We start from the raw sequence: 22,732 nt of genomic DNA, 5'->3' as shown, positions 1-22,732 counted from the left end.
CCTCCCCGGCACGGCGTGGGAAGACACGGTTACGCATGACGAACACCTTTCGTTCAGAACACATGATTTAGGCCCCGTTTCCGGGGCCGTCGAATAGGGAAACGGGACCTTTGAGCCGCTCTGGAGCCTGGTTGCGAGCGTTGGTGATTCTCAGGCGACCTACTGCGGAGCCGAACAGTTGGTAATCGGACCTGGTTGGCGCCAGCGCAGACCGACGGCCGGCTCTGGGTAGGCCAGGAAATTCCAAGAAAAATCGACCGCCGGTATTACCTAACGCGACGACCTTCGAGGTACTAAAGGCTGCGGCCGAGGATCTTTCCTGCGCGATTCATTGCAGTTCGAGCATGAGCACCATCCCGGATAGCAAAAGCAACAGTGCGATGGCTCCGAGGGGGGAGTCTTCGTGCTACGTGCTTCGCTGCCGTGACGGTTTTCATGAAATTCCTTTCTTTGGCACAACGTAAAGAAATGTGCGCGGGGCCGTTCGCGAGAAGATGCAAATTCCGCGCAAACAACGCAGAAGGCGCAAACCGGGCGATGCGCAATCAGGAATCTAACACGAGCAAATCGCATAGCTGGACACGCCATGGACGTGCGTCCATGCAAGAAAAACTGCGCTTACCTGGGTATATCTATCTTCCGTTGATTTCTTTCAAGTTAACTGGCTGGTTCATCACAATTCGATCTCGACCATCAGTTGCATGCCTGCCTTGGCACTTGTCGACAATCGGTGAGCGGCCGAGCCGAGTCGGCGCTGCTGTACCGAATGAGCCTTTATGCAGTTCACTGCCCCTTATTTGCTGTCGGAACGACAAGGTGTGGAGCGAATTATCTGTGTACACACGCTCGACATAAATGCAAATCATTTTTCTGTGTATAGGAGGAGGGTGAATTAGGGGGTGAATTCAGTCGCGGGTCATCGAAACCCCTGTTCTGAAATGATCCAGAGATAGGGGTCACATTAGATTCGTTTTTCTTAGCAGATTGGATTCCGGCCTCAGTTAACTGTCGATAATGCTTCGGGGGCCGACAGGGCATTTCGAGACGAAGAATCGCCCAGCTTTTCGTAGAAGGCCTTCGGTACGGTTACGTCAGTCCAGCTGATCACGCGCCGCAGCGACTTTGGGCGACGCTCTTGTGCGCACGGATGAGGCACTGTCTGGGATGTGTGTGGATCTCGGAAAATGCCACGTCGGAGGCTTCTTCGAAGATCTCGAGACCTCGCAAGTTCAGGTCGTTCTCGCGCGCCTCGGCACGATGAACTGGCTTACTTTTCAAGCGCTTTCGATGCCCGGAGTCAAATGGTGACGGTCGTTGCGTAGTTGCTGACGGTGGATGCGACCGGTTCGATCGGCGTGCAGTCGCCACATCCGAGCAACCGCACCGAGTGGCCGCGAGGTCCCTCAGCCGGTACTTTTCGCAGCTCTCTGGACACTTCGCGAAATCGGACCTTCGAATCGAGTTCTCGCGCAACCATTCTGACGCAGCTTGTGTCAATTGCGCTACACCCGCGGCTGCCCGCAAGGTTTGACTGCCCCGGCTGCTGTGACGCCTTGGGATCCGGAGCGCAGAGATTCTGTGACAGTCGCGGCCGCTCCGCGCAGCGTGTTGCATGCGACTCAGCCGCCATTGGTGGACTCTTGCCTACCGACTCGTCGTCGTAGAACTTCGTGAGACGACCTTGTCGCAGGGAAGGGCTACAACGATTGGTCGGGCCCGGTCAACGAGGCGGGACCGGTAGTCGGTTGGTGTGCGCCGGTGAACCTCTCGACGACGGATACAACGACGATCGCGAGTGCCAGGATTCCAACGGTCCGGGCGAGTGACTTCAGGGTCTTCGGAAGTGCCTTCTTCATGCGAGGCAGATTACTGCGGACGGCACGCAATTTGTGGGCTAGGTTTCGATCCGAATCGGACTGTTCTGCCCAGTGGCCGCTCGTCCACGCAGTGTGACTATCCGTGAATCAAATCTTGTGGTGCCCCCGGCAGGATTCGAACCTGCGACCAAGAGATTAGAAGGCTCTTGCTCTATCCCCTGAGCTACGGAGGCGCGTGGAACATCATACTCGAGGGTTCGGGATGTGACGCGCGCCGCCCAACTCCGACGCGTTGTCGTAGTCGGTTCGCGAAGGTCCTACCCTTGAGGTATGGCTACACCCGACCTCGCGCCGACAGATTCCCCACCGGAGTCCACACAGCACAGCGGTGCACCCGCTTCTTCGACCGCGATATTCGTGGTCAGTGGACTCATCGCAGGGCTCACCGCAGCCATCGTGGTGGGATTCTCCGCGTCGCAGGCACTGACTCTTCTAGGTATCCCGGATCCAGGCCCGATCACCACGTACGGCCTGCCCGCGATGCGGGCACTGGGGGAGATCGCCGCGGTTATTGCGATCGGGTCACTGCTGCTGGCCGCGTTCTTCGTGCCGCCGCAGAAGTCGGGCGTCCTCGACGTCGACGGCTATCGGGCAGTCCGAACTGCATCGCACGCCGCGATCGTGTGGGCGATCTGTTCGTTCATGATGGTGCCTCTGACGCTCTCTGACACGTCGGGTCAGCCGTTTGCCGAAGCGATCAAACCGGCGAACCTGTGGTCGGGACTCGATCAGGTCGAGATCGCCGGCGCTTGGCGTTGGACGGCGATCATCGCGGTTGTTCTGGCGATCCTGGCCCGACTGACACTGCGCTGGTGGTGGACTCCGCTCCTGCTGCTGGTCGGTCTCCTCGGACTGATGCCGCTTGCTCTCACCGGTCACTCGTCTTCGGGCGGCTCGCATGACATCGCTACCAATAGTCTGATCCTGCACCTCGTGGCGGCTTCGCTCTGGGCCGGCGGGTTGTTCGCGCTACTGGCACACGCGCGCCGCGGCGGCGATTACACCGACGTAGCAGCCCGACGCTTTTCGACGGTCGCATCCATCTGCTTCGTCGTCATGGGATTCAGCGGCGTCATCAACGCGATTGTCCGTCTGCCTCTCGACGACGTATTCACCACGACATATGGACGATTGATCGTCGCGAAAACAGTTGCACTGATCATCCTCGGGTTCTTCGGTTGGGCTCAGCGGAGTCGGGCGCTACCGGCGCTGGCGGAGAATCCGAAGAGTCGCTCTGCCCTGATTCGATTTGCCGGCGCTGAAGGCATCGTGATGGCGGCAACCATCGGCCTCGCGATCGGCCTCGGTCGTACCCCGCCGCCCCCGCCGCTGTCGATTCCCTCGATCCCCGAGGTCGAACTCGGTTACAACCTTCCGGACCCGCCGTCGTTCATGGCCTTCGTGACGGACTGGCGATTCGACCTCATGTTCGGCACCGCCGCCGTTGCTGCGGCGATTCTGTACGGCATCGGCCTTCGCAAGCTGGCCAAGCGTGGGGATTCCTGGCCTGTCGGCCGAACCATCGCCTGGATGAGCGGTTGTGCGGTGCTCCTGATCGCCACGTCGTCGGGCGTCGGCAAATACGCACCGGCAGTCTTCAGCGTTCACATGGGTGCGCACATGGCGCTGTCGATGTTGGGACCAGTCCTGCTGGTTCTGGGTGCGCCGATCACTTTGGCTCTGCGGGCCCTGGATCCGGCAGGCAAGGACGGCGTGCCCGGCATTCGCGAGTGGATTCTGACCGCGCTGCACAGCCCGTTCTCGCGATTCATCACCCACCCGATCGTGGCGGCAGTTCTCTTTGTCGGCGGCTTCTACGCGCTCTACCTCGGCGGAATCTACGGCGCTACCGTCGACTCGCACAGTGCTCACCTGCTGATGAATCTGCACTTCATCCTCAGTGGCTATCTCTTCTATTGGGTGGCGATCGGAATCGACCCGTCACCGCGCCAATTGCAGCCGGTGACCAAGCTGGCAATGGTCTTCGGCTCACTTCCGTTCCACGCCTTCTTCGGCGTGGCATTGATGAGCACTACCGCCGTCATGGGCGGCGCGTACTTCCGTTCGCTCGGCCTCGGCTGGAACAACGATCTGATCGGCGATCAGCAGCTGGGCGGCAGCATCGCGTGGGCGACCGGCGAGATCCCACTCATGGTGGTCATGCTCGCGCTGCTGGTTCAGTGGTCGCGCAGTGACGGAAGGACCGCGCGCCGAACGGACCGTGCGGCCGAGCGTGACCACGACGCCGACCTCGCTGCTCACAACGCCATGTTCGCCGAATTGGCCAGGCGGGACCGCGAGGGGTGGAAACCGCGTGAGGCTGCTGACGCGGAGACTGCAAGCGAGGACTCTGCGGACGAGACACCCAGCGAGAAGAAATCCGACGAATCCTCCACTAGCACTTAGCTCCGACACTGCCCGGGCCGTTTGGCTCGGGCAGTGCTGTTTCTCCACAGCTGTTCCACCGATGCACAGGTGGAAATCGAAGATCCCGAGCCACGCGTTTGTCGTTCCACAATCGAAACTGCCGACGCAATGATCGGCCCCGCGGCAGTTGGCGGGTTCTGGAGTTCGAAGGGGGATCGGACATGTACGAAACGCATGCAACGGTTGTCGGAACCGTCATCACCAATCCGGTGAAGCGGCAGACCACCAATGGCGAAGAGGTGCTGAGCTTTCGGATGGCGAGCAACACGCGTCGCAAAGACGCGGTGACCGGAGAGTGGACGGACGGAGCGACCCTCTATCTCACGGTCAGCTGCTGGCGGCGGTTGGTCACCGGCGTCGGCGCATCCATCATGAAGGGTGATCCGGTCATGGTGGCGGGGGAGTTGCGCACCAACGAGTACACGACCAAAGAGGGTGTGCCTCGTTCCGATCTCGAGCTACGGGCGACTGCGGTAGGCGCGGACCTTGCTCGTTGCATCTCGAAGATCGAGCGTCAGAGCAAGCCGACGTCGGCGGAGAATGTCGAGGACGCAGTCGACACCGTCGCTGCGTGAGGACTCAGACCGAAGGTTTCGGGCAGTCGCGGGGCCGCGAGTCGTGCCCCGCGTCCACTCGCTCGAGAAGTTCGGTGAGAGTTGCTCGCTCCGATTCGTCGAGGTCGTCGAACACATCCGAAGATTCGCGTCGTTGAGCTTTTGCGACGTCGGCAGCGAGGGTAGCGCCGGCGTCGGTGAGCTCGAGTAACACGGCTCGCCGATCGTTCGGATCGGGAGTGCGGCGCACCCATCCGGCCTCTTCGAGGGAATCCACGACGTCGGTCGCCGACCGCGGAACGATGCGCAATCGCTCGGCAAGAAACCCGAGTCGAACCGGCTCGCCCACTCGGGTCAGTACTCGCAGCGCTCGGCTTTGCGACGGCGAGAGACCGAATGGTTCCAGCGCTGCCACCTGACGTCGGCGGATGAGCCGTGCCACGGACATCACGACGTCGGTGAGTTCGCGCTCTCGGGAATGCATGGCGTCAGTCTAGCGTTGTTGGTGTCAGCCTCATAGTGAGGTAACCTCATCAATATGAAACTAGGGTGAGAAAGCCTCCAGGAGGTAGAACGTGAAACCAGATCACATGCGAAACATCGAACGATCCGCTGTCGAGATCACTCCGGCGGAATCCGTACCGGCAAAGCGCGTACTCGGACTGTTCGCGCCGTATCGAACTCAGATCGCCATCGTCACCGCGGTCATCACACTCAGCGCGATCGTGGCGCTGGGCAGCCCGCTGCTCCTACGCGAAATGCTCGACAAGGCGATCCCGGACAAGAACCTCGGACTCGTGAGCGTTCTGGCCATCGGCATGATCGCCATTGCCGTGATCACGAGCTGTCTCGGCGTGGCCCAGACATGGATGTCCAACAGCATCGGCCAGAAACTGATGCACCAACTGCGCGTGCGGGTCTACTCGCATCTGCAGAATCAGTCGCTCGGATTCTTCGCTCGAACCCGAACCGGAGAAGTTCAGTCGCGTATTGCCAACGACATCGGCGGTATGCAGTCGGTGGTCACCAACACGGCAACGTCCATCGCGCAGAATGCAACGACCGTGGCAGCCACCATTGTTGCTCTGTTCCTTCTGGATTGGCGGCTTGCCATCTTCTCGCTGGCGATCTTGCCGGTGTTCATCCGTATCGCACGCAAGATCGGTGACGAGCGCCGCAAGATCTCTGGTAAGCGGCAGAAGCTACTCAGTGATCTGTCGGTCCAGGTGGAGGAATCTCTCTCCGTCAGCGGCATTCTCCTCGGCAAGACGACCGGCGCGAAGTCGGCTCTGACGGATCGATTCACCGAGCGTTCAGCGGAAGTCGCAGACGTCGAACTCCGAGCCATGATGGCCGGCAAGTGGCGCATGGCGACCATGTCGATCACCTTCGCAGCCATGCCTGCACTGGTCTACTGGTTTGCCGGTTTCACTCTCGATCACGGCAACACCATCACCGTCGGCACCCTCGTCGCATTCACCACGCTGCAAACACAATTGTTCCGCCCCACCATGATGCTGCTCAACACGGGCGTCGAGGTGCAGAGCTCGATGGCACTGTTCAGTCGCGTGTTCGAGTACCTGGATCTGCCGATCGACATCGCGGATCCGGAAGAGTCGAAGAGCTTCGACCGCACCAAGATGTCCGGCGAACTTCGGTTCGACCACGTCGACTTCTCGTATCCAGGAACCGACAGCAAGACCCTCGACAACATCGACCTCACGGTCCCGGCCGGCGGAACCTTGGCGCTTGTCGGCTCCACGGGTTCGGGCAAGACCACTCTCGGATACTTGGCCGCACGTCTGTACGACCCGACTGCGGGATCGGTGAGAATCGACGACGTCGATCTGCGGGACCTCGATCTGGCGACGGTCTCCGACCTGGTAGGTGTGGTGTCGCAGGAGACGTATCTCTTCCACACGACGATTCGTGAGAACCTTCGGTTCGCGAAACCCGACGCCACGGACGCCGAGATCGAGCAGGCAGCGCGCATCGCGCAGATCCACGAGTTCATTTCCGGTCTCGACGACGGGTACGACACCATGGTCGGCGAGCGCGGCTACCGATTCTCCGGCGGTGAGAAACAGCGCATAGCGATCGCGCGCACAGTCCTGCGGAATCCGCCGATCCTCGTCCTCGACGAGGCGACGAGCGCCTTGGACAATCGCACTGAACGTGCGTTGCAGGACGCGCTCGACGAGCTGATGGTCGGACGCACCACTCTTGTTGTGGCGCACCGACTCTCCACGGTTCGAGATGCGGATCTCATCGCGGTCCTCGACCAGGGCGTGGTTGTGGAAAAGGGCACCCACGACGAACTGGTGAAGCAAGGCGGGCGGTACGCGCAGCTGCTTGCGGCTTCGGGTAGCGACGCGGTCGAACTGCCTGCGGAATTGCAGACTGTGTGACAGTGCATCCATCGCGTTGGCGAGTCACCGAGCAGAGGTGGCATGGATGGTTCGTCCAGGCCACCTCCGCGTTGTTGTACGTCGTGCCGACGGGAACGGGAACGACTCCGATCTATCGCGGGTCCTGTCGGCGGTCAGCTGCGTGGCGCGCCGCGATGTATCCGAAAACCATCGCCGGCCCGATGGTCGCGCCTGCCCCGGCGTAGTCGTTGCCCATGACCGCGGACGAGGTGTTGCCCGTCGCGTAGAGACCTGCAATCGGTTCACCGGAACTGTGCATGACCTGTGCATGTTTGTTGTAGACGAGCCCGCCTTTCGTTCCCAGATCGCCGGTTCGTAGTCGAATCGCGTAGTACGGACCTTCGTCGATCATGTCCATCGAGGGGACTGGCAATGTCGGGTCCCCGTAGTAGTTGTCGTACGCACTCTTTCCACGCTCGAAGTCTTCGTCTACACCGTTGTGCGCAAACCTGTTGTATCGATGCACAGTGAGAGCTAATTGTTTCTTCGGAAGTCCGAGGCGGCCGGCCAACTCGTCGAGCGTGTCGCCGGTGTAGAGGAGTTCGTTGTCGAACCAGGATTTCGGGAACTTCTGCCCCGGCATGATCGCTCCGATCTGATAGCGACTTTTGGCCTTCGCGTCGAAGATGAACCACGCTGGGTCGTGACCCCCGGCAATCTGGTTGTGGACGAATGTCACGTAGGGAGCGGATTCATTGGTGAACCGAACTCCGTTCTGGTTCACGATGATCGATCGGGGAACCGACCGTTCGGAGACCAATCCGTGCATGATCCCGTCAGGTCTCTTGAACGAGGGCATCCACCACGCGTCATCCATCAGGTCAACTGCGGCACCGATTTGTTGTCCCGCGCGGATGCCGTCTCCAGTGTTGTCGACCGAACCGAGGCTGTAGTTGGCGCTGGCGTTTTCCGGGAGATACTGCCGACGCATCTCGTCGCTCTGTTCGAAACCGCCGCAGGCGAGCAGTACGCCTTTGGAAGCTCGGATTCTGACAGTGCGGCCGTTGCGCTCGGCCACCACACCCACCACGCAATCATCGTCGTCGGTGATCAGCGATTCCATCGCAGTGTTCAGCCAAAGCGGAACGCCGGCTTGTTTGATCGCCAGGCGCAGACGGCCGACCAGGGCCTGCCCGAGTGTCTCCATGTGCCTTCTGGTCAGAACACTCTTCGCTGCACGCCACCCGGTTGCCAGCGCGGCACGTCGCCCTGCCCAGGTACGCATGACCATGTTCAGTTTCACGAACTCTTTGGATGTGATGTACAGACCGGCGGGAGTCGGAAGTGCGCCGGGGCGCAGACCGGACTCGTCGGTGCCGAGCATTTTCAGGTCGAAAGGAAGCGGTTCGATGGTACGTCCACGTGGGCGACCGCCCGGCTTCTCCGGGTGATAGTCCGAATAGCCCGTACACCATTGGAATCGCATGAGCGGGCTGGTCTTCTCGAGGAACTCGAACACGCGTGGACCTTCGTCGACGAACGCGTCGATGTTGTCCTCGGGAACTCCATCACCAACGACAGCTCGCATGTACGCCCGGACGTCGTCACGGCTGTCCGAGAGCCCTTCACGGATGAGAGTTGGATTGTTGGGCACCCAGATGTTGCCGCCCGACAGCGCGGTGGTGCCGCCATAAACGTCTGCTTTTTCGATGACGAGGGTGTTCAGACCATTGGCGGCGGCTGCCAACGCCGCGGTCAACCCACCGGCACCGCTGCCGACAACGAGGAAGTCCACTTCGTGATCGAAGGACACTTCCCTTGATTTTGACGCGCGAGGCATTTGCCTCTCCTATTCAATTGGTTGAGGTTTTCTCTTCACGGGCCGCAGCCCGAAGGGGTTGACCGAGGTCAACCATGCGCTCGAGTGGACGAAGGCTGATGATTCAGCAATACAACGGCTTTCGCGGGCCTCGAACACCGATCGCCGTCAGCGGTGCTTGCGCAACTCGTGGCGTGCGACGCTCCTGATATGCACTTCGTCTGGTCCGTCGGCGATACCGAGGATCCGGGCACTCGCCCACATTCTCGCGATCGGGAAGTCGTCGGTGACACCGCCACCCCCGTGGCACTGGATCGATCGATTCAGGACGTTGCGCGCCACACGAGGACCGATGACTTTGACTGCCGCGATCTCGATCTGAGCGCCCTTGGCTCCGACCTGGTCGATGAGCCATGCTGTCTTCAGCACCAGAAGGCGGGCCTGCTCGATTTCCATTCGCGATTCGGCGATCCAGGTCCGGACAACTCCCTGATCCGAGATCGGCCCGCCAAAAGCGTTACGAGACTGGGCACGTCGAACCATCAAGTCCAATCCGCGCTCCGCCATGCCGATACAGCGCATGGCGTGGTGAATTCTGCCCGGACCCAGGCGCGCCTGTGCGATGGCGAACCCGTCTCCTTCGGACGCAAGCATATTTGTTGCCGGTACTCGAACGTTATCGAACCGAATTTCACAGTGGCCGTGTTGGTCGTGGTATCCGAATATCGGTAAACTGCGTACGATTTCGACTCCAGCGGTGGCGACGGGCACCAAGATCATCGATTGCTGCTTGTGGGGCTCTGCCTCGGCATTCGTCTTCCCCATGACTACCAGAATTTCGCACCGTGGGTCTGCTGCACCGGTCGTCCACCATTTTCGACCGTTCACGATGTATTCGTCGCCGTCCCGAACAATCGACGTCATGATGTTTCGGGCATCGGAGGACGCAACATCGGGTTCAGTCATGGAGAAGCCCGAACGCATTGTGCCGTCGAGCAGTGGTTGAAGCCATCGCTCCTTCTGCTCGCGGGTTCCCACCAGGTGCAGGATCTCCATGTTTCCGGTATCGGGCGCCGCGCAGTTGAGGGCTTCGGGGGCAATGTAGGGCGAGCGTCCCGTCACCTCGGCGATGTGGGCGTAGTCGAGGTGAGACAGTCCTGAGAGCGCCGGCATGAACAGATTCCACATGCCCTGGCGTCTCGCTTCCAACTTCAGCGACTCGACTACGGGTGGCAAGACGTGACTGCGAGGTCCTGCGGCCTCGAGTTGTTCGGAGTAAACCGACTCAGCTGGGTAGACATGTTCGTCCATGAATGCTTCTAGACGCGCGATGATTTCGCGCGCAGCGGGGCTCGGAGCTAAGTCCATTGACGGCACCTTTTGTCGTGAATTGTCATTCGGGGTTGGTTGAGAGGATGACTTTGCCCAGCGCTCGTCGACTCATGACTTCCTCGAGTGCGGTAGGAGCATTGATCAGCTGGTGGATGCTGTTCACATGAGGAGACAGAGCGCCACCGTCGTACATGTCGAAGAGCGCTCGCATGTTGTCCGCGTTGCACTCCGGATTACGCTTCGCCCATGCGCCCCAGAGAACTCCATGTAGCGCCCCGCCAACGACGAGGAGGCGATTCATGCCGATCTTCGGAATCTGCCCCGAAGCGTAGCCAACCGTCAAATATCTTCCTGCGGTGGATAATGCGCGCACCGCTGTAGCGGCGTGATCTCCACCGACCGGGTCGTACACAACGTCTACACCGGACGGTGCGACCTGTGCGACTCGTTCGCGAAGGTTGCCCGTTGTGTAGTTGATCAACTCGTCTGCTCCATGTTGCTTACAGACCTCGAGTTTCGCTTCGGAGGACGCCGCCGCCACCACGCGTGCACCCAATGCTTTGCCGATCTCGATTGCGGTGAGCCCGACGCCCCCGGAGGCACCCAGGACGAGCAATGTCTCTCCTGGTTGGATCGCAGCTCGGTCGACGAGTGCGTGGTACGACGTTCCGTAGGTAACCACGAATCCGGCAGCGTCGGAGAAACTCATGGAATCAGGGATGACAAAGACCTTGTCACTGGTGACCGCCACGAGCTCCGCGTATCCGCCCATGCCGCAGAAGGCCATGACTCGCATCCCCGGGGTGACCCCTTGGACGTCCGAGCCGACACTGTGCACTACACCCGCGACTTCCGACCCGGGAATGAAGGGGAGTGGGGGTTTAGTTTGATACGTTCCGGCGACGATCAACCCGTCGGGAAAATTGACACCCGCCGCCTTGACCGAGACGAGAACTTGGTTCGGTGTCGGCGTGGGATCGTCAATTTCTGTGAACTGCAGTTGATTCGGCAACCCCAGCTGGGTACATACGTGCGCCTTCACGGCCGCTCCGAAGGTACTAGGGGCGTCCGCACGAAGGTTGCCCACGCCTTGACCGCCAATCCGCCGGTCTGCCGCGTGCAGGCGAGTTCGACGTCGATCTTGTCACCTTCGTCGTCCGCATAGGTTCGTTCGACAAGCGCTGAGCATGTCAGAGTGTCTTCGGGCCAAACCTGTTCGAGGAACCGAACTCGTATCGCTCGGATGTTCTCTGCACCCAGCCAATCGGTGGCGAAGGTGGCCAGGAGCCCAGCTTGGAACATCCCGACCGAAAACGGACTCGGGTACCCCGCCGCCTCGGCGAAAACCTGGTCGTGATGAATCGGATTCATGTCTCCCGACGCACCTTGGTACCTGACGAAATCGGTGCGGGATACCGGACCGACAACCCACGGGGTCGGGACTGACACTGTGTTGATCAAGATTCCTCCACAGTCGGTCGAGCAGTTTCCACTCCGGTCATAGTTGCCCGAGCAATGAGATTTCCCTGTTCGTCTTCGAAATCCGTTGTCATCACGGCAAAAGTCATCTCGCCGCCCTTCCGTCCCTGCTTCGTGTAGATGTCGACGATCCGCGAAGTGCAGTTCAGACGAGTACCTGCGCGGGGAGGTGGACCGAAGAACTCGTACTTCTGTTCGGCGTGGAGTCCGCGTTTGCCGTCGAGCTCTACCTTCCGCCACGGATCCGAGCCCTCTGTCTGCCAGAGGAGGGTCGTGGTGAGAAACGTCGGGGGCACTACCGGGAACTCGTCTTCGACATAGTTCCGATTGCTCGAATACGTGGCAACGGCGAACTCACGAATCTTGCCGCGCTCGATGTCCATACGGAACGGGGTGCCCGTGATACCTAGTGACTCTTTGTCGACCACAGCTTCTCCTTCAGACCCCATGGGTGGCTATGCATGTTGGCTACTTACCGAAACGACTTCGCCCGTCATGTACGACGAGTAGTCGCTTGCAAGAAAGACCATGACGTTTGCGACCTCCCACGGCTGTGCCGCACGACCGAAAGCCTCACTCTTGCTGAGCTGTTCGAGCAGTTCGTCGCTGGTCACCTTGGCAAGGTGAGGATGCATCGCGATGCTCGGTGCAACCGCGTTGACCCGGATTCCGTGCGGTGCCACGTCGAGGGCAGAGCATCGTGTGAGCGCCATGACGCCGGCTTTCGCTGCGGCGTAGTGCGACTGCCCTTCCTGCGCACGCCAGCCGATGACCGACGCGTTGTTGACGATCACCCCCGACCCTCGTGGAATCATGACTCTCAACACTGATCGTGTGGTGCGGAAAGTGCTCGTCAGGGTCACATCGAGTACCGAACACCACTGCTCGTCGGTCATACTTTGAATGCTCGCCGTCCCGCCGAGGCCTGCGTTGTTGATGAGGACGTCGATGGATCCATACTCGGCAACCACCCGATCGACCATTGCGTCGATCTGCTGATTGTCCGTGACATCGCAAGGAACAGTGAGTGGGCGGGTGCCGAACTCGGACTCGATGCGGTCGGCGGCCGCGATCAATCTGCGCTCATGCCGGTCACTGATCGCCAGTCGGGCACCTTCGGCAGCAAAGCGTTGTGCCGCTGCGAATCCGATTCCAGTTCCCGCTGCTGCTGTCACCAGAACGGATTTGCCTTCAGCAAGGCCGTGTCCCGGACCAGGGATCGGCGCAGTCGTCTCAGACAATTTCACTCATCGCCTCTGTCAACTCTTCCACCGTCCATCGGGAGTCTCTGGCGATGGTCTTTCCGTACTGCCACCCGAGAAACTGGCGGACTTCGCCGCCTTTGGCGTAAAACACCTGACCAGTGGCGGGGCACTTCTCGGTGAGCAGATAGGCCACAACTGGCGAGACGTTGCCTGGATGATAGGTGTCGAATGTACTCGGATCGTCAGGTGCTGCAACAAGTTCCTTGATACCGGGAACATTCTCGGTCATCCGTGTCCTGGCCACAGGCGTAATTGCGTTGACTCGCACACCGTATCGGGCGACCTCCTGTGCGAGGATCGTTGTCAACGCTGCGATCCCGGCCTTCGCGGCGCCGTAGTTGCTCTGACCGACGGCACCGAGCAGCCCGGAGGTGCTCGATACGTTCACGATCGACGCCGCGACGGTTTCGCCCGACTTCGAACGCTCGCGCCAGTAGTTGCCGAATACAGTGCAGGGCGCGAATGTAGCGCGTAGTTGTCCCGAGATCACGTCGTCCCAATCGGCCTCGGGCATGTTCAGAAACATTCGATCACGCAGGATGCCGGCATTGTTGACCAGGCCGTCGACCGAGCCGAATGCCTCGAGGGCCAGGTCCAGGAGTTCGCTCGCGCCGTCGATCGTCGTGACGTCCGCGACACTGGCAACTGCGATTCCTCCGGCCGCGACGATTTCGTCGACGACCGATGCCGCAATACTGATGTCGTTTCCGTGCCCGTCCGGTCCGGCGCCGGTGTCGTCGACAACCACTCTTGCGCCTTCGGCCGCAAGTAGCAGGGCGTGCTCCCGGCCCAAACCACGACCGGCGCCGGTTACTATGATTACTCGATCTTTCAGCTGATTCATTTCAGTTCGTTGTTCCTTTCACGTTTTCAGTTGACAAGACTCGACTGTCCAATTCGGGTGCGGGTGTGAGTCGAGCAAGGACGGCCTCCGCGTCCTGCATGATGCGTTCGACGAGTTCTGCGCTACTGGGGATGTCGTCGATCAGTCCGACGACCTGCCCGGTCGCCATGACTCCGATATCCGTGCGGCCGTCGAGGAGTGCGGATCGGTACAGCATCGGTGCGTTGGCGGCCATCACAACTTGCCGCCAGCCGAGTTCGTGGCTCTTCCGCATTTCCAGGCCTTCACGTATCAACTTCGACCAGGGTGTTCCCGAGAGACGTTGGAAAGCAACAGCATTGCGGGCAGCACGTAACATGCGCGTCGGTCCGTGGCTTGATTCGAGTTGATCGATCGTTCCTGCGCGCAGCACACGCTGAGGAACCCCGTCGATCTCGAGTGTGACCACGGTGTCGTTGACCGACTTCGAGAGATAGACATCTTTGACTGCCTGAGACACCGGTGAATCGCTGGTGAGCATGAAGCGAGTCCCCATCGCGATTCCGTCTGCACCGTAGGCGAGTGCTGAGACGAGACCTCGGCCGTCGAAATATCCGCCTGCCGCGATAACGGGGATGTCGACGGCGTCGACTACCTGTGGCAGAAGCAAACTCGTGGGGACTGCGCCTGTGTGTCCGCCGCCCTCGCCGCCTTGAACGACAACTGCGTCAACTCCCCACGCTGCAACTTTCTCGGCATGTCTGCGAGCTCCGATCGACGGCACGACAACAAGGCCTGCATCTTTGAGTCGGCCGATCAGCGCCTGGTTCGGTGCGAGCGCAAAGGAGGCGATCTTGACCCCCGATCGAATGAGAAGTTTGATTCTGCGATCGATGTCGTCCTGGTTGGCTCGCAAGTTCACGCCGAATGGTTGGTCGGTGCGGTCTTTGACGTAATCGATGGCGCTGACGAGTTCGTCGTAGGTCAGCATCGCCCCGGCGATGATTCCCAAACCGCCGGCTTTGGTTGTGGCCGCCGTAAGTCGGGCGTCCGAGACGTACCCCATGCCGGTCTGCACAATCGGATACTTCACACCGAAGAGTTCGCAGATACGGGTGTGCAGTGGCCCGGTACCTGAGTTCAGCACGGTCATGCCGGTACTTCCATGTCACGTAGGTTCCGTGGATCGATGACGTTGCGAATCAGGTCGAGTTCCTCGCTTGTGGGGGTTCGAGTAGTGGGTACGGCTTTGGGCAGGTGGAGTTCGAACCCGGTTGCGGCTACTACTTCCTCGACGGTTACGCCGGGGTGAGTCGACACCAGACGCAACTGTCCGCTATCCGGCTCGAAGTCCAGAACTGCGAGATTTGTGACAACTCGTCGTAACTCGTGGTATCGGCTGGCCGACGGTCCGGCCTTGCGTGCATTGTCGTTTCCGACACCGGAAACCATGTCGACCTGTGAAGTGAGAACGCGTGCACTGTGTTTCGGCACCCAGTAACTTGTCGGGTGATGCACGGTATTGCTCGGCGCTCCGCGGACTCCCAAGAGTTGCACTGTCGGCCGCGAATGATCACCTATCGCGGAGATGTTGCAGTTCCCATAGGAATCGAGCTGCGTGGGAATCATCATGATGTGCCGTTTGCCATTCCAGACGAGATTGAAGATCTGGTTGAAGGGCAACCACGATTCGACCTCGCCTGCCGGAGTTCGGTCGACGGCCCACGTGCCGCGCACGGCTGACGCTTCTCCGTCGGACAACACGAGATCGGGTTCGAAAGTGTGACGCGCCAATCGCACACCGATTGCAGGTATCACGCCGAATGCGCTCGCGATCACTTCACCGTTGCCTCGGTACGCCTCGGCGCACGCGATCGCGCAGACCTCTGCCCGAGTGGCGTCACTCATGCCGGCACTCCTTCGAATTCCGCAGCGACGAGTCTCTGGTAGTCGGCCTCGGAGCCGGACAGATATCGGTCGACGAAGCGTTGCCAAGCTTCTGGATCTTTTGCTGCAGTGGCATATTCGAGTTGGAAAGCCTCGTCACGATCGTAGTCGGGTACGCAGGATGTGAAATGCGCACCACCTGGAGCGTGAACGACTCCCGATACAAGCAACCGGGGAATTCGAATCGTCGACGGATGTGCATCCGCGGTCAACTCCGCAGTGGGAACCACTTGTTCGCAAGAGACATAGACCGATTCGGCAGCTAGGCAGAACAGGTCGTCGAAGTACAGGTCCGGCCCGAGGTATTGGGCGTTGCCATGCATGTCCGCGCGGTTCATATGTACCAGCGCGGCATCGAGGGGGAGCGCCGGCATCGCAACCAATGATTCGCCCGCATAAGGATCGACGATCGTCTGCAGTTCCGGATTCACCCGGAGGACGTCGGAACCGAGTCCCGCGCGAGTCGGCAGGTAGGGCATACGGATCCCGGCCGCGTACAGGCCCCATTGGAGCATGCCCTCGTCGTATTCGCTGACCTCGATACGACCAGCCTGTCGGGCTGCTCTGAAGTGAGGGTCCAGGGGTATCGAGTCCAGCGAGACGAAACCGAACACAACCTTTCGAACCTTTTCGGCTGCGCACAACAACCCCACATCAGCTCCGCCGTACGACACAACGGTCAGATCGGTCAGTTCTGACTTGAGGATCTCTCGGATGAGTGACATCGGCTTCCGGCGCGAACCCCACCCGCCGATTCCGATTGTCATTCCCGATCTCAGTCGACTTACGACATCTGCTTCCGACATTGTCTTGTCCGACACGCGTCCGTCCTCTCCTGGTATTTCACGAGCGCTCAAAGTCTCGTATCAAACGTTTGCTACGCGGTACGGAGCGACTGTAGCAAACGTTTGATTCGCGGTATAGAGTCAAAATTGCAACCTCGTCAGAGGTGACACGTGAAGACTCGTCAGGAGGACTTGAATGGAATGGTCGGATCGTCACGACTTGATACTCGAACAGGCTGCAGAACTGTTCGCCACCAAGGGGATCGCGGGCACCAAAGTTCGCGATATCGCTGATGCGGTGGGAATTCTGTCCGGAAGCCTTTATCACTACTTCCCGTCGAAGGATGCAATCGCGAATACAATTGTCACACAATATCTTCAGGCGCTCACGAGCGCATACGGGTCGATCCTGGAATCTGCCGGTGACCCACGTACTCGCCTCGGTTCGCTGGTTCGAGCTTCGTTTCAGGTCAGTCAGGCGCACCCACACGCCTCCGAGATCTATCAGAACAACAGCACCTATCTCCGGAAACTTGACTCCTATCACGACATCCGTGAGGCCGCCCGTAGCACCAAGGACGCCTGGATCGCTGTTATCGAATCCGGAATGAGCGCAGGCGAGTTTCGATCGGACCTGCCGGCGGAGATTCTCTACGGACTGATTCGCGACGCTGTGTGGTTGTCGCTCCGATGGTTCAGCCCCACAGAGGAGTTCGGTCTTTCAGAGCTCGCCGATGCCGTCGTTTCGGTGTTTCTCGACGGCATCGATGCGCCGCTGAAATCAGCATCTGTCGGAAGTGGTCCCGCGCGTGAGGGTGTGAGGTCGTGAACCTGGCACCGCAGGGCGACAACGGTTTGTGTGAGCCCCTGGTGGCGGCGTGGTTCCGTGAGTATCTGCCCGATGCCACGCAAGGATTGCTCGAATTCGAACGGATCGCCGGTGGACGCTCGAACCTGACTTACTCGGTGAGCGACGAGGCAGGTTCTCGATGGGTGCTACGTCGACCCCCGCTCGGAATCAGGCATGCATCCGCCCATGATGTAATTCGCGAAGCTGACATTCTCGAGCGACTGCAGAACGTGCCGGTTCCGTCACCGATCGTTGTAGGCAAGTGCATTGACGAATCTGTGACTGGTGCTCCGTTCTTTGTCATGGACTTCATCGACGGCGCAGTCCTGCGTGATCCGGAGGTAGTACGCGCGAAAATCCCGTACGAAACGCGAGCCGGATTGGCCGCGGAACTGGTTCGCAATCTTGCCGCCCTGCACTCGGTCGACCCTCGTGAGATCGGATGGAATGCTCTGGCCGATCGGACGGACTACATCGATCGTCAGTTGAATCGGTGGTTGCGGAACTGGAAGGGTGATCGTGTGCGAGATAGCCTCGACCTCGAACGCACACATGCCAAGTTGTCTCGAAATATTCCCCCTCAGTGCAGTAGCAGCGTCGTGCACGGTGACTTTCGCCTTGACAACTGCATTGTCGGCGCCGACGGCGTGATCGCCGGAATACTGGATTGGGAACTGGCCACGGTGGGTGACCCCTTGGCAGACCTGGGCCAACTGTTGGTCTATTGGGCCGAACCCGATGACGATGTTTGTGCATTGGAGAATGCTCCGACTCGAATCGAAGGTTTCCCGTCGCGCGATGAGCTGTTGGACGTCTATATCTCTGCGGCCCAACAAGATGCGGACTTCAATATCGACTTCTACATTGCGTTCAACTGGTGGAAGATCGCATGCATTGTCGAGGGTGTGTACAGCCGCACGCTACGTGGCGCGATGGGCGAAATCGAGCGGTCGGCGGAATCGTTCGGCGCCCAGGCGGACAGGCTTGCGGCACAAGCGTGGCGAATGGCCCAACGGATTTGACGGAAATCTTCCGTGCGACTTTCTGGTCTAGTGGAATATGCCTCCGGGGCAACGTATTTCGCCCTTCTCTGTTCATGTTGCGGCGTTAACGTCCACCGTGATCCTTCTGTGAATGCTCCTGAGGTTTTTCTCTTCACACCCGATGTCAACATGGCACAATTTGTCACACTGAGATCGTTCGAACATCCGACGGTGACGGACGGCCTGGTGTCGCGGTGCTGTTGCAGCGGGCCGTAACCAGTAAGCCCGGTAGCGCTTTTCGGCTCCACGTGCCCCACATGCACCATAAATTGTGGGAATGACTTCAAGGAATTCGCATGCAAGCTTCCGCTCGTGCAGACGCTACGACCCCGGCGGGGTTCCTGGATCGACTGGCGTCGGTCATGGATGCTTTCGAAGTGTCCGGACAGCTCACTCTCAGTCAAGTTTCGCGAATTACCGGCTTGCCTCGTTCGTCGGTGCATCGCATGCTCGAGCAGCTCGTCGCCAAGAAGTGGCTCCGGCGGGATGGCACTGATTACTGCCTTGGAATCAGATTGATGGAGCTGGGAAGCCTTGCAATACAACAGGATCGATTGTATTCGGTCGCTTTGCCCTTCCTCCGCGAGTTGCATCGAGTGACCGGACTGGTAGTGCAGTTCGGAGTGCTGGACGCGCCGGATGTCGTTTACCTCGACAAGATCGGCGGAATGCTGTCCGGTGTAGTTCCTACTCGTGTCGGCGAACGTTCTTCGGCCGACAGGTCGGCTCTTGGACGTGCGCTCCTTGCGTTCGGAGGCTCCCCTGTGGGCGCTGAAGCGCCGATGACTCTAAGGCAGGAACTCAGTCGAATACGTGATACCGGCGTAGCGTACGGCGCGGGGCTGTTGAGTCCCGGCCTCAATTGCGTTGCTGCACCGGTTGGGCCGCAAGGAAACGCGATTGCTGCCGTTGCTGTTTCCGGTCCGTCCGCGATGCTCAAACTCGACTACCGAAGTGCGGTACCTGTCCGCCTTGTCGCGTCATCGATTTGGGGGGCGGCCGGCCAAACTGCGACACATTTCGATGTTCAACGCACCATGCGTGAACTGCGAGCGTTGCCGTCGGCGGGACCCAGGCGTATGCGTTCGTGAACGTCGATGATCCGTAGACTTGGTCCTGCGCTGCCGCCTCGAATCGCGTCAAATGGCGATGGGGGTGAGACGAGGCTGGCCTGGCGTCTCGATGTCCAGCCGGTGGCGGAACTGATCGAAGGCGAAGTGGACGGTTCATGGCTTCCGCAGCCGATGCCAGGGTTCTTCCTGTTCGACTCCGAAGCACGGTGGCGCACCGTGCGATACTGGCATGAGCATGGTTCAGTGTCTAACTCCCCGTCGCTCACCCAACGGCGGAAGGAGCAGGCAAAGTTGGAGATATCACGTTGTGCTGCAGAGCTTTTTGTCCTTCGCGGCGAGAATCCGGTGACCGCCGAGGGCATTGCACGCGCAGCTGGAATCGGACTTCGCACGTTCTATCGATACTTCGGACGAAGGAAGATGCGGTGAGGCCGATACTCGCCAACGGGATCGACGAATGGCTCGGGTATATCGCGTCCAGTTCGCCGGGTACGCCTGTTGTTCAGGTGCTGGCATCCGCCGCCCGCGTCGCACTGAATTCACCTGCCGCAACACCCGATGCGATTGCGTTGATTCGCCGACTTCAAAGGATTGTTCCTGGCGATCCGGCGCTTCGGAACGCGTGGTGAGCTTGGTCAACGACACCGAGACTGCTTTGGTGCTCGTACTGCGTGATTTGATGGGACCCGGCGCAGACCCACTGGAAGTGCGTTTGCTTGCAATTGCAGCGAACACGGCCCAGCGGATGGCCGTTGTCGCGTGGGTTGACGGGGACTCCCCGGCGTATGGCGACGGCTCGCCTGCGGAAGTTGCGATGAGGTGTATTCGTATTCTGACCGCGGGACTGGGGCACGTGTCGACCTGAACGCCACTGGCCTTGTCGCATTCGTATTGATCGGCGCTGAACGAACTGGCCGTTCTACTTCCGCATTTTTCTAGAACGTGTTCTACTTTATTGAAGGTTGGCGGGCTATCAATGGAGGCGGAAGATCATGGGTCAGGTTCTGGACAACATCTCACAGTTCGCCGACGAGATCCGCGCCGACGGGGTCGAGGGTGACAAGCTGATGCGCTTGACGGACGGCAGCGCGAAGCGTTTGCGCGACTCCGGCGTCATCCGGATGTTGCAGCCGAAGGAGTTCGGTGGCCTCGAGGCGCATCCGCGTGAATTCGCCGAGACGGCAATGGCTATCGGTGCGATGGATGGTGCCACGGGCTGGGTCAGCGGCATCGTCGGTGTGCATCCGTGGGAGCTTGCGTTCTTCGACCGCAAGGCTCAGGAAGAGGTGTGGGGAACCGATCCCGATACGTGGATGGCGTCGCCGTATGCGCCGATGGGTGTGGCGAGGCCGGTCGAGGGTGGGTACATCCTCAACGGTCGTTGGTCGTTCTCGTCCGGTACTGATCATTGTGACTGGATCATGATCGGTGCGATGGTCGGTGACGAGTCCGGTAAGCCGTTGATGCCGCCGAAGATTCTGCACGTACTGCTGCCGCGTTCGGATTACGACATCGACCAGGACAGCTGGAATGTCGTGGGTCTGCGCGGTACGGGGTCGAAGGATCTGATCGTCAAGGATGCGTTCTTGCCGACGTACCGCACGATCGACGCCGGAAAGGTTTTCGACGGGACGGCGTGGAAGGAAGCGGGTCGTACGGAGACGTTGTACAAGTTCCCGTTCTCGTGCATTTTCCCGTTGGGGATCACTTCGTCGTTGATCGGTATCGCCGAAGGTGCGTTGGCGTGCAACATGGCGGCGCAGCGTGAGCGTGTGACGGTCAGTGGTGTTCCGATCAAGGAAGATCCGTACGTGCTGTTCGCGATCGGTGAGGCGGCGGCCGAGATCGCTGCTTCTCGGGCTGCGATCTTGGAGACGGTGGATCGTTTTTGGGACATGACGGAGAAGGGGCAGGAAGTTTCGTTCGAGCTTCGTGCGATCGGTCGGCGTACGCAGACTGCTGCGGCGTGGCGGGCGGTGCGGGCGGTGGACGAGATCTTTGCTCGTTCCGGTGGTGGGGCTTTGCAGTTGAACACGCCGATGCAGCGGTTCTGGCGTGATGCTCATGCCGGTTTGGCACATGCGATCCACGTACCTGGCTCCATTTTCCATGCGTCGACGCTCTCGCAGCTCGGTGGCGAGCCGAAGGGCATCCACAGGGCAATGATCTGAGCCGTCCTGGGGGCACCCGGAGGTGTCCCCATCGCGGTTTTCGTGGGGGTCGATGAGCATGTCGGTGAATCTGGTCGATGACCTCGGACTGTCCGCAGAACCCGCATCGGAGTGACGGCCAACGCGCAATGTGGGTTATAGGGCAAACACCGATAGGCTGGCGGTCATGGCTGAGTTCATTTACACGATGTTGTTGTAGACCCTACGCACAATGTGAATCCATTGTCAATGGTAGAGGGCATATTTGCAGTTGATAGCCCATTTTCTGCTCACGAGAGTGTGTGCGTTTGCGGCACGTTCGGCGCGCAAAGTTTGTTTCGGTCGGGGGATATGTGGGAGTCCCCCGCAACCGATACACTCCTCGAATGGGATCGATACAGCGCCGCACGTACGCCGAGGGGAAGCCGCCCCGGTACATTGCGCGGACGCGTGTCGGCGGCAAGGAAATCTCGAAGAGCTTCGCGAAGCAGAAAGAAGCCCGTGACTGGATCCGGGATCGCGAAGGACTCAAGCCAACTGGCGCACGCGTAGACAATCAGATGCTCAGCAAAATCCTCGAAGCCCACATTGAACAATCTGCAACCGAGTCAACTCGGGCAGTACGCACGCATCTTGCCGCGAACCTCGGTGATCTTGAGTTCAAAAAGCTAGGCGACATCGACGCCGACGATGTTCGGGGATGGCGAGCAGTCCTTGCGAATGGGCGTCCGTGGGTTGATGGTCGGCCGCTGTCGAACAGTTCGATCCGTACGCTCACTGGCACCTTGTCGGCTGTGTTCAATGATGCAGTGGCCCAAGGCCAGATCGTTAGAAATCCGGTGACTGCGGTGCGTCGAAAAGGGGACCGCGAATCAGGCTGTCGAGCCCCATCAGATCCTATTGCTCGATGAGATTCGAGCGCTGATGGCTGCGGCTGGT

At 59.9% G+C, this 22,732-nt stretch carries 23 protein-coding genes and 1 tRNA gene; 11 read left to right on the top strand and 13 right to left on the bottom strand.

The annotated features are described in order from the left end of the window. Nucleotides 1-1,697: 1,697 nt before the first annotated feature. Together ACN50D_RS26780 and ACN50D_RS26775 are read right to left on the bottom strand one after the other, a co-directional pair. A complete protein-coding gene (locus ACN50D_RS26780) occupies nt 1,698-1,856 on the bottom strand; it encodes a hypothetical protein (RefSeq protein ID WP_003945304.1) in 159 nt (52 codons plus the stop codon). A gap of 118 nt (nt 1,857-1,974) precedes the next feature. After that, nucleotides 1,975-2,050 (bottom strand) — tRNA-Arg (locus ACN50D_RS26775). 97 nt (nt 2,051-2,147) lie between these two features. Here ACN50D_RS26775 and ACN50D_RS26770 point away from each other — a divergent pair. Both ACN50D_RS26770 and ssb read left to right on the top strand, forming a co-directional pair. Beyond that, on the top strand, nt 2,148-4,283 hold the full coding sequence (locus ACN50D_RS26770) for a cytochrome c oxidase assembly protein (protein ID WP_007733346.1): 2,136 nt from the start codon (nt 2,148-2,150) through the stop codon (nt 4,281-4,283). A gap of 182 nt (nt 4,284-4,465) precedes the next feature. Beyond that, nucleotides 4,466-4,879, top strand: a complete 414-nt coding sequence (gene ssb, locus ACN50D_RS26765; RefSeq protein WP_007733347.1) for a single-stranded DNA-binding protein — start codon at nt 4,466-4,468, stop codon at nt 4,877-4,879. Between the two features lie 4 nt (nt 4,880-4,883). Here ssb and ACN50D_RS26760 read toward each other — a convergent pair whose 3' ends face one another. After that, nucleotides 4,884-5,342 carry a MarR family winged helix-turn-helix transcriptional regulator gene (locus tag ACN50D_RS26760; RefSeq protein ID WP_003945320.1) on the bottom strand — a complete coding sequence of 153 codons (459 nt, stop codon included), beginning with the start codon at nt 5,340-5,342 and terminating at the stop codon, nt 4,884-4,886. Nucleotides 5,343-5,448: 106 nt separating this feature from the next. Between ACN50D_RS26760 and ACN50D_RS26755 the strand changes: the two genes are divergently transcribed. Continuing rightward, on the top strand, nt 5,449-7,266 hold the full coding sequence (locus ACN50D_RS26755) for an ABC transporter ATP-binding protein (protein ID WP_007733348.1): 1,818 nt from the start codon (nt 5,449-5,451) through the stop codon (nt 7,264-7,266). 112 nt (nt 7,267-7,378) lie between these two features. Here the strand turns inward: ACN50D_RS26755 and ACN50D_RS26750 are convergent, their stop codons facing one another. The 10 genes from ACN50D_RS26750 to ACN50D_RS26705 all read right to left on the bottom strand — a co-directional run bounded on the left by ACN50D_RS26750 (nt 7,379) and on the right by ACN50D_RS26705 (nt 16,713). Then, a complete protein-coding gene (locus ACN50D_RS26750) occupies nt 7,379-9,067 on the bottom strand; it encodes an FAD-dependent oxidoreductase (protein ID WP_042446106.1) in 1,689 nt (562 codons plus the stop codon). A 147-nt stretch (nt 9,068-9,214) separates the two neighbouring features. Continuing rightward, nucleotides 9,215-10,414 (bottom strand): acyl-CoA dehydrogenase family protein, encoded by a 1,200-nt coding sequence (locus tag ACN50D_RS26745; protein ID WP_030537580.1) that lies wholly within the window; start codon nt 10,412-10,414, stop codon nt 9,215-9,217. Between the two features lie 25 nt (nt 10,415-10,439). Beyond that, a complete protein-coding gene (locus ACN50D_RS26740; protein WP_042446103.1) occupies nt 10,440-11,420 on the bottom strand; it encodes an NADPH:quinone oxidoreductase family protein in 981 nt (326 codons plus the stop codon). Then, nucleotides 11,417-11,839 (bottom strand): MaoC/PaaZ C-terminal domain-containing protein, encoded by a 423-nt coding sequence (locus ACN50D_RS26735; RefSeq protein ID WP_030537578.1) that lies wholly within the window; start codon nt 11,837-11,839, stop codon nt 11,417-11,419. Before ACN50D_RS26735 ends, ACN50D_RS26740 begins: the two co-directional genes overlap by 4 nt. Next, a complete protein-coding gene (locus ACN50D_RS26730) occupies nt 11,836-12,285 on the bottom strand; it encodes an FAS1-like dehydratase domain-containing protein (protein ID WP_003945322.1) in 450 nt (149 codons plus the stop codon). The genes ACN50D_RS26735 and ACN50D_RS26730 overlap by 4 nt, the downstream gene beginning before the upstream one ends. A gap of 27 nt (nt 12,286-12,312) precedes the next feature. Next, the gene (locus tag ACN50D_RS26725) at nt 12,313-13,098 is read right to left on the bottom strand and encodes an SDR family oxidoreductase (protein ID WP_202426741.1); all 786 of its coding nucleotides are present in this window, start codon (nt 13,096-13,098) and stop codon (nt 12,313-12,315) included. Continuing rightward, a complete protein-coding gene (locus ACN50D_RS26720) occupies nt 13,091-13,966 on the bottom strand; it encodes an SDR family NAD(P)-dependent oxidoreductase (RefSeq protein ID WP_065456259.1) in 876 nt (291 codons plus the stop codon). The genes ACN50D_RS26725 and ACN50D_RS26720 overlap by 8 nt, the downstream gene beginning before the upstream one ends. A gap of 1 nt (nt 13,967) precedes the next feature. Next, nucleotides 13,968-15,098 carry an NAD(P)H-dependent flavin oxidoreductase gene (locus tag ACN50D_RS26715; RefSeq protein WP_042446094.1) on the bottom strand — a complete coding sequence of 377 codons (1,131 nt, stop codon included), beginning with the start codon at nt 15,096-15,098 and terminating at the stop codon, nt 13,968-13,970. Then, on the bottom strand, nt 15,095-15,853 hold the full coding sequence (locus tag ACN50D_RS26710; RefSeq protein ID WP_065456260.1) for a CoA-transferase subunit beta: 759 nt from the start codon (nt 15,851-15,853) through the stop codon (nt 15,095-15,097). Before ACN50D_RS26710 ends, ACN50D_RS26715 begins: the two co-directional genes overlap by 4 nt. After that, nucleotides 15,850-16,713 carry a CoA transferase subunit A gene (locus ACN50D_RS26705; protein ID WP_007733364.1) on the bottom strand — a complete coding sequence of 288 codons (864 nt, stop codon included), beginning with the start codon at nt 16,711-16,713 and terminating at the stop codon, nt 15,850-15,852. Before ACN50D_RS26705 ends, ACN50D_RS26710 begins: the two co-directional genes overlap by 4 nt. Before the next feature lie 160 nt (nt 16,714-16,873). Between ACN50D_RS26705 and ACN50D_RS26700 the strand changes: the two genes are divergently transcribed. From ACN50D_RS26700 to ACN50D_RS26665, 8 genes are all read left to right on the top strand, one after another. Then, nucleotides 16,874-17,506 (top strand): TetR/AcrR family transcriptional regulator, encoded by a 633-nt coding sequence (locus ACN50D_RS26700; protein WP_007733365.1) that lies wholly within the window; start codon nt 16,874-16,876, stop codon nt 17,504-17,506. Then, nucleotides 17,503-18,549: a phosphotransferase family protein gene (locus ACN50D_RS26695; RefSeq protein ID WP_042446088.1), complete on the top strand. Its 1,047-nt coding sequence runs from the start codon at nt 17,503-17,505 to the stop codon at nt 18,547-18,549. The genes ACN50D_RS26700 and ACN50D_RS26695 overlap by 4 nt, the downstream gene beginning before the upstream one ends. Nucleotides 18,550-18,866: 317 nt before the next feature. Continuing rightward, nucleotides 18,867-19,661, top strand: coding sequence for an IclR family transcriptional regulator (locus ACN50D_RS26690; protein WP_211921294.1), 795 nt, complete (start codon nt 18,867-18,869; stop codon nt 19,659-19,661). Nucleotides 19,662-19,667: 6 nt separating this feature from the next. Then, nucleotides 19,668-20,072 carry a TetR family transcriptional regulator gene (locus tag ACN50D_RS26685; RefSeq protein WP_283569091.1) on the top strand — a complete coding sequence of 135 codons (405 nt, stop codon included), beginning with the start codon at nt 19,668-19,670 and terminating at the stop codon, nt 20,070-20,072. Further along, on the top strand, nt 20,069-20,272 hold the full coding sequence (locus ACN50D_RS26680; protein WP_007733369.1) for a hypothetical protein: 204 nt from the start codon (nt 20,069-20,071) through the stop codon (nt 20,270-20,272). Before ACN50D_RS26685 ends, ACN50D_RS26680 begins: the two co-directional genes overlap by 4 nt. Next, complete coding sequence (locus tag ACN50D_RS26675; RefSeq protein WP_007733370.1) at nt 20,269-20,508, top strand: hypothetical protein; 240 nt, start codon at nt 20,269-20,271, stop codon at nt 20,506-20,508. The genes ACN50D_RS26680 and ACN50D_RS26675 overlap by 4 nt, the downstream gene beginning before the upstream one ends. 127 nt (nt 20,509-20,635) lie before the next feature. Beyond that, nucleotides 20,636-21,814 carry an acyl-CoA dehydrogenase family protein gene (locus ACN50D_RS26670; RefSeq protein ID WP_211921292.1) on the top strand — a complete coding sequence of 393 codons (1,179 nt, stop codon included), beginning with the start codon at nt 20,636-20,638 and terminating at the stop codon, nt 21,812-21,814. A gap of 365 nt (nt 21,815-22,179) precedes the next feature. After that, nucleotides 22,180-22,704, top strand: a complete 525-nt coding sequence (locus tag ACN50D_RS26665; protein ID WP_211921290.1) for a phage integrase SAM-like domain-containing protein — start codon at nt 22,180-22,182, stop codon at nt 22,702-22,704. Nucleotides 22,705-22,732 lie beyond the last annotated feature (28 nt).

It is taken from the genome of Rhodococcus sp. SB1D, assembly GCF_048573875.1.
Classification (GTDB): Bacteria; Actinomycetota; Actinomycetes; order Mycobacteriales; family Mycobacteriaceae; genus Rhodococcus_F; species Rhodococcus_F qingshengii.
This window is presented reverse-complemented; position numbering and strand designations above follow the sequence as displayed.

What these genes read in the sequence shown, in the direction of transcription:
- ACN50D_RS26715 (WP_042446094.1), bottom strand. Translation starts at nt 15,098, where the DNA reads ATGACCGTGCTGAACTCAGGTACCGGGCCACTGCACACCCGTATCTGC.
- ACN50D_RS26750 (WP_042446106.1), bottom strand. Translation starts at nt 9,067, where the DNA reads ATGCCTCGCGCGTCAAAATCAAGGGAAGTGTCCTTCGATCACGAAGTG.
- ACN50D_RS26780 (WP_003945304.1), bottom strand. Translation starts at nt 1,856, where the DNA reads ATGAAGAAGGCACTTCCGAAGACCCTGAAGTCACTCGCCCGGACCGTT.
- ACN50D_RS26710 (WP_065456260.1), bottom strand. Translation starts at nt 15,853, where the DNA reads ATGAGTGACGCCACTCGGGCAGAGGTCTGCGCGATCGCGTGCGCCGAG.
- ACN50D_RS26760 (WP_003945320.1), bottom strand. Translation starts at nt 5,342, where the DNA reads ATGCATTCCCGAGAGCGCGAACTCACCGACGTCGTGATGTCCGTGGCA.
- ACN50D_RS26700 (WP_007733365.1), top strand. Translation starts at nt 16,874, where the DNA reads ATGGAATGGTCGGATCGTCACGACTTGATACTCGAACAGGCTGCAGAA.
- ACN50D_RS26720 (WP_065456259.1), bottom strand. Translation starts at nt 13,966, where the DNA reads ATGAATCAGCTGAAAGATCGAGTAATCATAGTAACCGGCGCCGGTCGT.
- ACN50D_RS26670 (WP_211921292.1), top strand. Translation starts at nt 20,636, where the DNA reads ATGGGTCAGGTTCTGGACAACATCTCACAGTTCGCCGACGAGATCCGC.
- ACN50D_RS26755 (WP_007733348.1), top strand. Translation starts at nt 5,449, where the DNA reads ATGCGAAACATCGAACGATCCGCTGTCGAGATCACTCCGGCGGAATCC.
- ACN50D_RS26770 (WP_007733346.1), top strand. Translation starts at nt 2,148, where the DNA reads ATGGCTACACCCGACCTCGCGCCGACAGATTCCCCACCGGAGTCCACA.
- ssb (WP_007733347.1), top strand. Translation starts at nt 4,466, where the DNA reads ATGTACGAAACGCATGCAACGGTTGTCGGAACCGTCATCACCAATCCG.
- ACN50D_RS26690 (WP_211921294.1), top strand. Translation starts at nt 18,867, where the DNA reads ATGCAAGCTTCCGCTCGTGCAGACGCTACGACCCCGGCGGGGTTCCTG.
- ACN50D_RS26745 (WP_030537580.1), bottom strand. Translation starts at nt 10,414, where the DNA reads ATGGACTTAGCTCCGAGCCCCGCTGCGCGCGAAATCATCGCGCGTCTA.
- ACN50D_RS26665 (WP_211921290.1), top strand. Translation starts at nt 22,180, where the DNA reads ATGGGATCGATACAGCGCCGCACGTACGCCGAGGGGAAGCCGCCCCGG.
- ACN50D_RS26685 (WP_283569091.1), top strand. Translation starts at nt 19,668, where the DNA reads ATGATCCGTAGACTTGGTCCTGCGCTGCCGCCTCGAATCGCGTCAAAT.